Raw genomic sequence first — 8,405 nt, 5'->3', positions numbered from 1 at the left:
CCCCCCCAGCCACTCGATCAGGTGACGGTTCACTTCTTCCGGGCGCTCTTGCTGGGTCCAGTGGCCGCAGCCTTCCAGCAAGTGGCATCCGCGAAGGTCCGCCAGGTTCGGCTTCATCGCCGCGACGACATCTCCTCGGAACATCTTCAGCACGAGGTCCTTCGTGCCGCCGATGAACAGCGACGGCTGCTGGATCACCGGATTGGCCGGATGGTTCTTCAGGAATGCATAATCGCGCGCATGATTGCGATATCGGTTCAGCGGCCCGCGGAAACCGGACTTGCGAAACTGGCTGTCATAATAAGCGACATCCTCCTCGCTCAGCCAAGGAAGCGGCATCGGCGGCTCCGGCAGTCGGAGCAGCAGCGTGTCGCCATGCTTCTTGTCGGTTGGCCATGTGCCATCCGGTGCATCGCCGGAAATCGCATAGTAGAACCGGCGGATGGTTGCCGCAGGATCAGATTCCAGTTCCGCTTCCGGCGGGCCGACATCCTGGAAATAGACCTGGTAGAAGAACAGGCCCCGCTCAGTGAACACCTTGTGCACCATGTCCAGGAACATGACGTCGCCCATCGGCGTGTAAGGCACGGATAGCCCGGCAACCGCCCGGAACCTGTCTGCATGCAGACGGGCTGTGTTCCACGCAATCGGCGCGCCCCAGTCGTGCCCGACGACGACAGCCTTCTCTCCCGGTGACAAAGCCTCTGCCAGTCCGGCGATATCGCCGGTCAGGCTTTCAAGGTCATACGCCTCGATCGGCTCGGGACGTTCGGATTCGCCGTAACCACGCACATCCGGCGCAGCGACCCGGTAGCCGGCCTCGCTGAGCGCCTTGATCTGGTGGCGCCAGGAATACCAGCTCTCCGGGAATCCGTGGACGAGCACGACAAGCGGCCCGTCCCCGGCGGTCGCCACGCGAAGCGTGACGCCATTCGTCTTTACAAACTCGAAGTGCTGCTCACTCACGAGCCGTCACCGCCAATCCATTTGAATTCCGGCTCGTCCCACCACGGGAAGAAGCTCGGCATGCCGTCGGACACTTTCACCGGATAGGTCGGCTTGCGCTTCTCAAGGAAGCTCATCACGCCTTCACGGGCGTCTTCCGTCTTGCCGCGCGAGTAGATCGAAGCGGAATCGACAATGTGGGCTTCCATCGGATGGCTGGCACCCAGCATGCGCCACATCATGTGACGGGTCAGCGTGGTGGACACCGCCGCGGTATTGTCTGCGATCTCGCGGGCGAGTTCCTTGGCCTTATCGAGAAGTTCCGCCTGCGGATAGACGGCTTTAACGAAGCCAGCGTCCAGCGCCTCCTGTGCCGGGAAGATCCGGCCGGTAAAGCACCAGTCCAGCGCCTGCTGAATACCCACGAGGCGCGGCAGGAACCAGGAAGACGCCGCTTCCGGGTTGATGCCCCGACGATTGAACACAAAGCCGAAGCGCGCATTGTCAGATGCGAGGCGGATATCCATCGGCAGCTGCATGGTCACGCCGATACCGACTGCAGCGCCGTTGATGGCGCCGATGACCGGCTTCAGGCTATTGAAGATGCGCAGCGTCACGCGGCCACCACCGTCACGGCGGATGTCTTCCTCGGACGACCGGCCAGCCTCGCCGTCACCGGCACGCTTGTCGTAATCGAACGTCTTGGCGCCGGAGGACAGGTCGGCCCCGGCGCAGAAGGCGCGGTCGCCATGGCCCGTCACGATGACGACGCGGATGTCGTCGTCGGCGTCGGTGATGTCGAAGGCTTCAATCATCTCCTGCATCATCTTGCCCGTGAAGGCGTTCATCTTGTCCGGCCGGTGGAGGGTCAGGATGGCGATGCCATCTTCCTTCTCCAGCTTGATTTCCGTGAATTCCTTTAGCGCCGTTGCTGCCATTGGCTTGTCTCCCTATTGCTTCGACGGCCAGTGAGGCGGGGTTCCGCAAGGTTCGTCAAGCGCCGAGAAAGGACAATCGTCTCCCTCGCCTCGACGTATGCCCGGCGATTGAGATCGATACCCGCCGCTACGCGCGCTTGACGCACGGGGTCAACGGGCCGGATAGTTCATCAAAACACCGAGAGCCAGTACAGGACTGCCCTATAATGCGACTCCTACCCACCTTCACCGCGATTATATTTGCTTCGGCCCTCACAGCACCCGCCATTGCCGAAACCACCTACCTGACGGCGGACCGTTTTGTAGATCCGGCAGCGGGAAAAACGATCCGGAATGCCGCCTTCATTATCACTGACGGCAAAGTGACGGCGAGAGGCACCAAATCCTCCCTTCGGGCACCTGAAGGGGCGGACGTCATCGAATTCGGTAGCGGCTCCACCCTCATGCCGGGCTTCATCGACATGCACGTTCACCTGACAGGCGATGCGGAAGACCCGCCCTATTACTCGCTCAGCTTCTCCGACGAACGCATGGCCATCACCGGCGTGAAGAATGCGAAGCTCACGCTGCTCGCGGGTTTCACAACGGTGCGCAATGTCGGCGCGGAAAGCTATGGTGACGTGGCCCTGCGTGATGCGATCAATGAAGGCGACGTGCCCGGCCCGCGCATGTTTGTCTCCGGCCCGCCGGTTGGCATCGTCGGGGGGCACTGCTCGGACAACAACCTTCTGCCGTCCGAATACGCCCTGTCGGGAGAGGGGGTCGCGACCGGCCCATGGGAATTTCGTGCGCAGGTTCGGGAAAACATCAAATACGGCGTCGACCTCATCAAGACCTGCTCCACCGGCGGCGTTTTCTCCAAAGGGACAGCCCTGGGCGCCGCGCAAGGCACGCTGGAAGAGCTCACCGCCGCCGCAGAAGAGGCCCATGCACGCGGCCTGAAAATTGCCAGCCATGCGCATGGCACGGTCGGCATCAAAAATGCCATCCTCGCGGGCATCGACACGATCGAGCACGCCTCCATCCTCGACGACGAAACGATCCAGCTCGCCAAGGACCGCGGCGTCTGGCTGTCCATGGACATCTACAATACCGAATACACACTTTCCGAAGGCGAGAAGAACGGCATCCTCCAGGAGTCACTCGACAAGGAACGCGCCATCTCTAAAATCCAGCGCGACAGCTTCACCCGTGCCGTGAAGGCTGGCGTGAAAATGGTGTTCGGGTCGGATTCCGGTGTCTATCCGCACGGCCTCAACGGCAACCAGTTCTTGCGCATGGTCCAGTTCGGCATGACGCCGATGCAGGCCCTGCAGGCCGCCACCGTCAATGCTGCGGACGCGCTTGGCAAGACGGGGATTGTCGGATGTGTGGAAGCCGGCTGCTCAGGTGATTTCGTCGCCGTGACGGGCAACCCCCTTCAGGACATGTCGCTGTTGGCGGACGTCGACTTCGTCATGAAGGAAGGCGTCGTCTACAAGTCAGATGGCAAACCGCAGGCGTCCGCTTTCTGAGGCGACCACACATGGAGTTTCACGATTTCCCACCCGTCACGACCTATGCGGCACCTTTCTTCGTGCTGTCCGTCGTGCTGGAATGGTGGGGCGTAAAGACCGGGCGCTTCCACGGCCGGTATGAGACGAAGGACGCGTTCACCTCGCTTGCGATGGGCATCGGCAATGTCGTCGTGAATACGCTGACGGCGACAATCTTTTTCTGGCTGCTGATTGTCGCCTGGCCGTACCGGGTACTCACCCTGCCCTATACGTGGTGGAGTTTTGTCGCCTGCTTCGTGCTCTATGACTTCATCTATTACTGGAAGCACCGGTTCGCCCACCGCGCGCGCTGGTGGTGGATGGAACATGTCACCCACCATTCCTCTGAGCACTACAATTTAACCACCGCGCTGCGCCAGCCATGGTTCGGACCGTTCACCGGGCTCTATATCCTCGGCCTTCCGATGGTGATCCTTGGCTTCCACCCCTATCTCATCGGCTTCGCAGCGGGCTGGAACCTGCTCTACCAGTTCTGGATCCATACCGAGGCCATCAACAGGATGCCAAAATGGTTCGAGGCGGTGATGAACACGCCGTCGCACCACCGGGTGCACCACGCCACGAACCCGCGCTATCTCGATACCAATTATGCAGGGGTCTTCATCATCTGGGACAAGATGTTCGGGACCTTTGTGCCGGAACTCGATGAAGACAAACCGGTCTATGGCATCGTGAAACCGGTCGGCTCCTACAATCCCTTCACCGTTGCCTTCCACGAATTCTTCGCCCTGATGCGGGACTGCGCCAGTGACGGCCTGCGCCCGGACAAATGGTTCGGCCGGTTAATCAATGCGCCGGGCTGGAACCCGGATGGCCACCACAACCGCTCCGTCGAGCTGAAACGCGACTTTGTCGCCGAACACCCCGATCAGGCCGGCAAGCCGGGACTGCCCAGATGAACGATACCGAAGCGCTGATCCATCGCTACTATGAAGCCTTCAACGCCAAGGACTGGGAAGGCATGCTCGCCTGCCTGGCCGACGATGTCCGCCATGACGTGAATGAAGGCGGCGCCCGCGGCGGGCGGGACAAGTTCCGCGCCTTCCTCGCCCATATGGACACCTGCTACGATGAGACGCTGACCGACATGGCAATCATGGTGTCCCGGAACGAACGGCGCGCGGCGGCAGAGTTCATCGTCAACGGAACCTACAAGACGACGGACGGCGACCTGCCGGCCGCACGCGGCCAGACCTACCGCCTGCCCGCCGGGGCTTTCTTTGAAGTGGAGGATGGCTTCATCCGCCGCGTCACGACCTACTACAATCTCAGCGAATGGGTCCGACAGGTCTCGTGAAGATCCGCCCGCTTTCCGGCGCGGATCTGGATGCGGCGCTGCCAGCGCTCGCCCGCCTGCGGATCGAGGTTTTTCGCGCGTATCCATACCTCTATGAAGGCTCGCTCGCCTATGAGGAGAGCTATCTGCAGAAACTCGCACGTGCCAGGGATGCCTTCATCGTCGCGGCAGAAACCGGCGATGGCGAAATCGTCGGCTGCGCCACCGGGTCCGGCATAGACGACCAGCATGCTGAGTTCTCCCAGCCTTTGCTGGTCGCGGGCTACGACCTGCCGACGACCTTCTATTTCGGGGAATCGGTCCTGCTGCCAGCATATCGTGGCAAGGGCACCGGCCACGCCTTCTTCGACGCCCGCGAAGCGCACGCCATCGCCCATGGCTACAAGCGCGCCTGCTTCTGCGCCGTGGAGCGGCCGGACGATCATCCGAAGCGCCCTGCCGGCTACACACCGCTTGATGCCTTCTGGCAGGCCCGTGAGTACCGGAGACTGCCCGGCGTGACCGCCCATTTCACCTGGCCCGAGACGGCCGGTGGATCGGAGATCAATCACCCGATGGCCTACTGGCTGCGGCAGTTCTAACGCTTTCCGCAACGTCTCCGGTGGACGCCATCGCCAGTGTGAGTATGGTCACTTCTGACTATTTCGAAGGGGCCGGGCACAGGCGCCCCCGAAATTCGTGAGGAGACCCTGGAATGCATCCCCATCACCACGCAAAGACCAACCCGGACAAGCCCGCCTACATTATGGCCGGATCGGGTGAGATCGTCACCTATGGCCAGCTCGAAGCGCGTTCCAACCAGATCGCGCACGCCCTGCGCGGCGCGGGTTGCAAGCCGGGCGACACGATCGCGCTGTTTGCTGAAAACTCGCCGCGGTTTTTCGAGGTCTGCTGGGCTGCCCAGCGAGCCGGGCTGTACTATGTCGCCATCTCGTCCCGCCTGACGGCGCCGGAAGTGGAATACATCCTGTCGGACTCCGGCGCGAAACTCTTCATCGCAGGCGCTTCCAAGCGTGCCGTGGCAGAAGAAGTGAAAGCCCTCACCGACCTCGGGCACTACTGGTCCATCGATGGCCCCATGCCGGGCTTCATGCCGCTGGAACAGATCCGGAGCGAGTTCCCGGAATCGCCGATTTCCGACCAGACGGCCGGCACGGACATGCTCTACTCCTCCGGCACGACCGGCCGGCCGAAAGGCATCCGCCCGGCGCTGGAGCCGGACACGCCGATCGACGACACCAATGTCCTGGCGCAGGTGCTTCAGGCCTTCTCCGGTGCAGGAGAGGATAGCGTCTACCTGTCGCCCGCGCCGCTCTATCATGCGGCGCCGCTGCGCTACTGCATGACCTTCATGAGGTTCGGCGCCACGCTGATCATCATGGAAAAGTTCGATGCGGAATCGCTGCTGAAATACATCCAGCAATACAAGGTCACCCATATCCAGATGGTGCCGACCATGTTCGTAAAACTGCTGAAGCTGCCTGAAGAGGTCCGCAAGTCCTACGACGTTTCCAGCCTGAAATGGGTCGTCCACGCCGCCGCGCCATGCCCGGTGCCGGTGAAGGAACAGATGATCGAATGGTGGGGGCCCATCATCGACGAATACTATGCCGGCTCCGAAGGCAACGGCATGACCTGGGCGAAGAGCCCGGAATGGATGACCCACAAGGGAACGGTCGGCAAGGCCGTCTATGGCGAGGTCCACATCTGCGACGAGGAAGGCAACGAAGTCCCGGTCGGCGAAGAAGGCCAGGTCTACTTCTCCGGCACCACACCGCCGAACTATCACAACTCTCCGGACAAGAACGAAGCCGCCCTCAACCCGAAGCACAAGGACTGGTCATCCCTCGGCGATGTCGGCAAGCTGGATGAAGACGGCTATCTCTACCTGACGGACCGCAAGGCGTTCATGATCATTTCCGGCGGTGTGAACATCTATCCGCAGGAGACCGAGAACGTCCTGATCACCCACCCGAAAGTGGCTGATGTCGCCGTGATCGGCGTGCCGGATGACGAGTTCGGCGAGTCCGTGAAAGCCGTCGTCCAGCCGATGCCGGGGGTCGCGCCCTCCGATGAACTTGTCGCGGAGCTGATGGAATTCGCGCAGGCCAATCTGTCGAAACTCAAATGCCCGAAAAGCATCGACTTCGATCCGGAACTACCCCGCCACCCGACCGGCAAGCTCTACAAGCGCCTCATCCGCGACCGCTACTGGGGCAAGAAAGACAGCCGCATCGTATGATATGGAAACGGCCCGGGCGGGAAAGCACCCGGGCCGCCGATGACTGCGCGATCTTAGGGAGCGGCGCTCCAGCGGAATGATCAGTGTGGACCTGTACCGAAGACGGTCGTTTCCTCGACAACGAACATCGGTGAGTTTTCGAGATCGATGAATTTGAGTTCGTCTTCGCGAAGGGCAGCCAGCGCAGCAGCAGAACTTGGGCTGCTGGCGACTTCCACAAGATCCTCGATTGAGAGGAACCAGGCTTGCCCGATGCCGTCATACTTCTCCGGTCCATTACGCTGTTGGCGCAGGACCGCACTGACGATGTCCTCATTCGCATTTGACTGGACGTAACGCACAATTCTCAAATCGTCTTTCAACCGATCAATCAGAGAAGCGTGCATATTCATCCAGTGGTCCTCGAATTCTTCGCGGCTAAGTCCTGGCTTGCGGCGGATGCACATGATTGTTTTGACGGTCATTTCCTGATCCTTTCTACAGGTAAACTGGGAGAGAAGAGTTTGGCCACGGCAGATATGTTCTGCGATTTCCAGGGACGTGCGCGGTCAAGCAAATCTTGCGCGCAATTTGTCATTGGCAATGACGTACCCAGATAGTCAGAGGCAGAAGCAAGGTACTCAAGATCCTTGAGCGCCATTGAAATCGGGAACAGTGGATCGTAATTTCCTGCTGCGATCTGCCGCAAAGTCGCCATGGTGATCGGGCTGGCAACGGGCGTCTGCGCAAGCAGTTTTGAAACCGCATCCAACGAAAGCCCGGCCCGTTCAAGGAATCCGCAAGCTTCGGCCGCCGCCACGACCTGGCAAGCCAACATTCCGTTTACGGCAAGTTTCGACAGGCTTGCGAGCGGTGGTGACCCGAGATCATGCACCCCCTTCCCGAGATGCCGGAACACAATGCCGGCCTCTTCAATATCTCTCTCGGCACCACCAGCCAGAAACATCAGCGTTCCTGCTTCTGCCTGAGGAAGTGACCCCGATACAGGAGCCGCAACAAATCGCATCCCCAGCCGCCCGGCTCGCTCAGTCAGCGCTTGGGTGCGGACAGGAGACAGCGTACTGCAGTCGATGGCAATCGCATCCGGTCTCAGACCGGCAAACACGCCATCCTTCCCGTTCCAGACAGCTTGTGACGCGGAATCCCCCTCAACCATTACCACTACAAAGTGCGCATGACGGACGGCCTCTGCCGCAGAGTTGGCAAATTTGGCGCCCTTCCCGACAAGTGGTGCTGCCCGTTCCGACGTGCGGTTCCAGACTGTCAGGGAGGCTCTCGCATCCAATAGCCGGGTCGCCATCAGGCCACCCATGGTCCCGGTTCCGATCCAGGCAATAGACCGTCCTGATAGATCCTGCATTGTGTCGCTCCGTTCGTTCCAGGCGATATGTGCAGAAACTTCCGCCACCGGCGATAACCAGCAAGGT

9 protein-coding genes are annotated in these 8,405 nt (G+C 60.8%); 5 read left to right on the top strand and 4 right to left on the bottom strand.

Going from position 1 to position 8,405, the window contains the following annotated elements; translation table 11 throughout:
- Positions 1-966 (bottom strand): alpha/beta fold hydrolase (locus tag HY26_RS05625; protein ID WP_112073093.1); only part of this gene is annotated, 966 nt, incomplete at its 3' end.
- Complete coding sequence (locus HY26_RS05620; protein ID WP_051599624.1) at positions 963-1,883, bottom strand: crotonase/enoyl-CoA hydratase family protein; 921 nt, start codon at positions 1,881-1,883, stop codon at positions 963-965. The genes HY26_RS05620 and HY26_RS05625, both read right to left, overlap by 4 nt.
- A 206-nt stretch (positions 1,884-2,089) precedes the next feature.
- On the opposite strand from HY26_RS05620, the gene HY26_RS05615 reads away from it, so the two are divergent.
- The 5 genes from HY26_RS05615 to HY26_RS05595 all read left to right on the top strand — a co-directional run bounded on the left by HY26_RS05615 (position 2,090) and on the right by HY26_RS05595 (position 6,978).
- Complete coding sequence (locus tag HY26_RS05615; protein ID WP_034762781.1) at positions 2,090-3,397, top strand: amidohydrolase family protein; 1,308 nt, start codon at positions 2,090-2,092, stop codon at positions 3,395-3,397.
- Positions 3,398-3,408: 11 nt separating this feature from the next.
- Positions 3,409-4,338 (top strand): sterol desaturase family protein, encoded by a 930-nt coding sequence (locus HY26_RS05610; RefSeq protein WP_034762786.1) that lies wholly within the window; start codon positions 3,409-3,411, stop codon positions 4,336-4,338.
- Entirely contained in the window at positions 4,335-4,736 is a 402-nt protein-coding gene (locus tag HY26_RS05605; protein ID WP_034762791.1) for a ketosteroid isomerase-related protein, read from the top strand. The genes HY26_RS05610 and HY26_RS05605 overlap by 4 nt, the downstream gene beginning before the upstream one ends.
- Positions 4,715-5,317, top strand: coding sequence for a GNAT family N-acetyltransferase (locus tag HY26_RS05600; RefSeq protein ID WP_034762794.1), 603 nt, complete (start codon positions 4,715-4,717; stop codon positions 5,315-5,317). Before HY26_RS05605 ends, HY26_RS05600 begins: the two co-directional genes overlap by 22 nt.
- A 113-nt stretch (positions 5,318-5,430) precedes the next feature.
- On the top strand, positions 5,431-6,978 hold the full coding sequence (locus tag HY26_RS05595; RefSeq protein ID WP_034762797.1) for an acyl-CoA synthetase: 1,548 nt from the start codon (positions 5,431-5,433) through the stop codon (positions 6,976-6,978).
- 80 nt (positions 6,979-7,058) lie between these two features.
- Here the strand turns inward: HY26_RS05595 and HY26_RS05590 are convergent, their stop codons facing one another.
- Together HY26_RS05590 and HY26_RS05585 are read right to left on the bottom strand one after the other, a co-directional pair.
- A complete protein-coding gene (locus tag HY26_RS05590; RefSeq protein WP_034762800.1) occupies positions 7,059-7,442 on the bottom strand; it encodes an EthD domain-containing protein in 384 nt (127 codons plus the stop codon).
- Positions 7,439-8,386 (bottom strand): NAD(P)-dependent oxidoreductase, encoded by a 948-nt coding sequence (locus HY26_RS05585; protein WP_255342741.1) that lies wholly within the window; start codon positions 8,384-8,386, stop codon positions 7,439-7,441. The genes HY26_RS05590 and HY26_RS05585 overlap by 4 nt, the downstream gene beginning before the upstream one ends.
- Positions 8,387-8,405 lie beyond the last annotated feature (19 nt).

It is taken from the genome of Hyphomonas sp. GM-8P, from assembly GCF_003263315.1.
GTDB lineage: Bacteria > Pseudomonadota > Alphaproteobacteria > Caulobacterales > Hyphomonadaceae > Hyphomonas.
The sequence above is the reverse complement of the archived record's forward strand: the minus strand, read 5'-3'. Positions and strand labels throughout refer to the sequence as shown.

Coding starts and splice junctions, on each gene's coding strand:
- HY26_RS05595 (WP_034762797.1), top strand. CDS start 5,431: ATGCATCCCCATCACCACGCAAAGACCAACCCGGACAAGCCCGCCTAC.
- HY26_RS05590 (WP_034762800.1), bottom strand. CDS start 7,442: ATGACCGTCAAAACAATCATGTGCATCCGCCGCAAGCCAGGACTTAGC.
- HY26_RS05610 (WP_034762786.1), top strand. CDS start 3,409: ATGGAGTTTCACGATTTCCCACCCGTCACGACCTATGCGGCACCTTTC.
- HY26_RS05615 (WP_034762781.1), top strand. CDS start 2,090: ATGCGACTCCTACCCACCTTCACCGCGATTATATTTGCTTCGGCCCTC.
- HY26_RS05600 (WP_034762794.1), top strand. CDS start 4,715: ATGGGTCCGACAGGTCTCGTGAAGATCCGCCCGCTTTCCGGCGCGGAT.
- HY26_RS05620 (WP_051599624.1), bottom strand. CDS start 1,883: ATGGCAGCAACGGCGCTAAAGGAATTCACGGAAATCAAGCTGGAGAAG.
- HY26_RS05605 (WP_034762791.1), top strand. CDS start 4,335: ATGAACGATACCGAAGCGCTGATCCATCGCTACTATGAAGCCTTCAAC.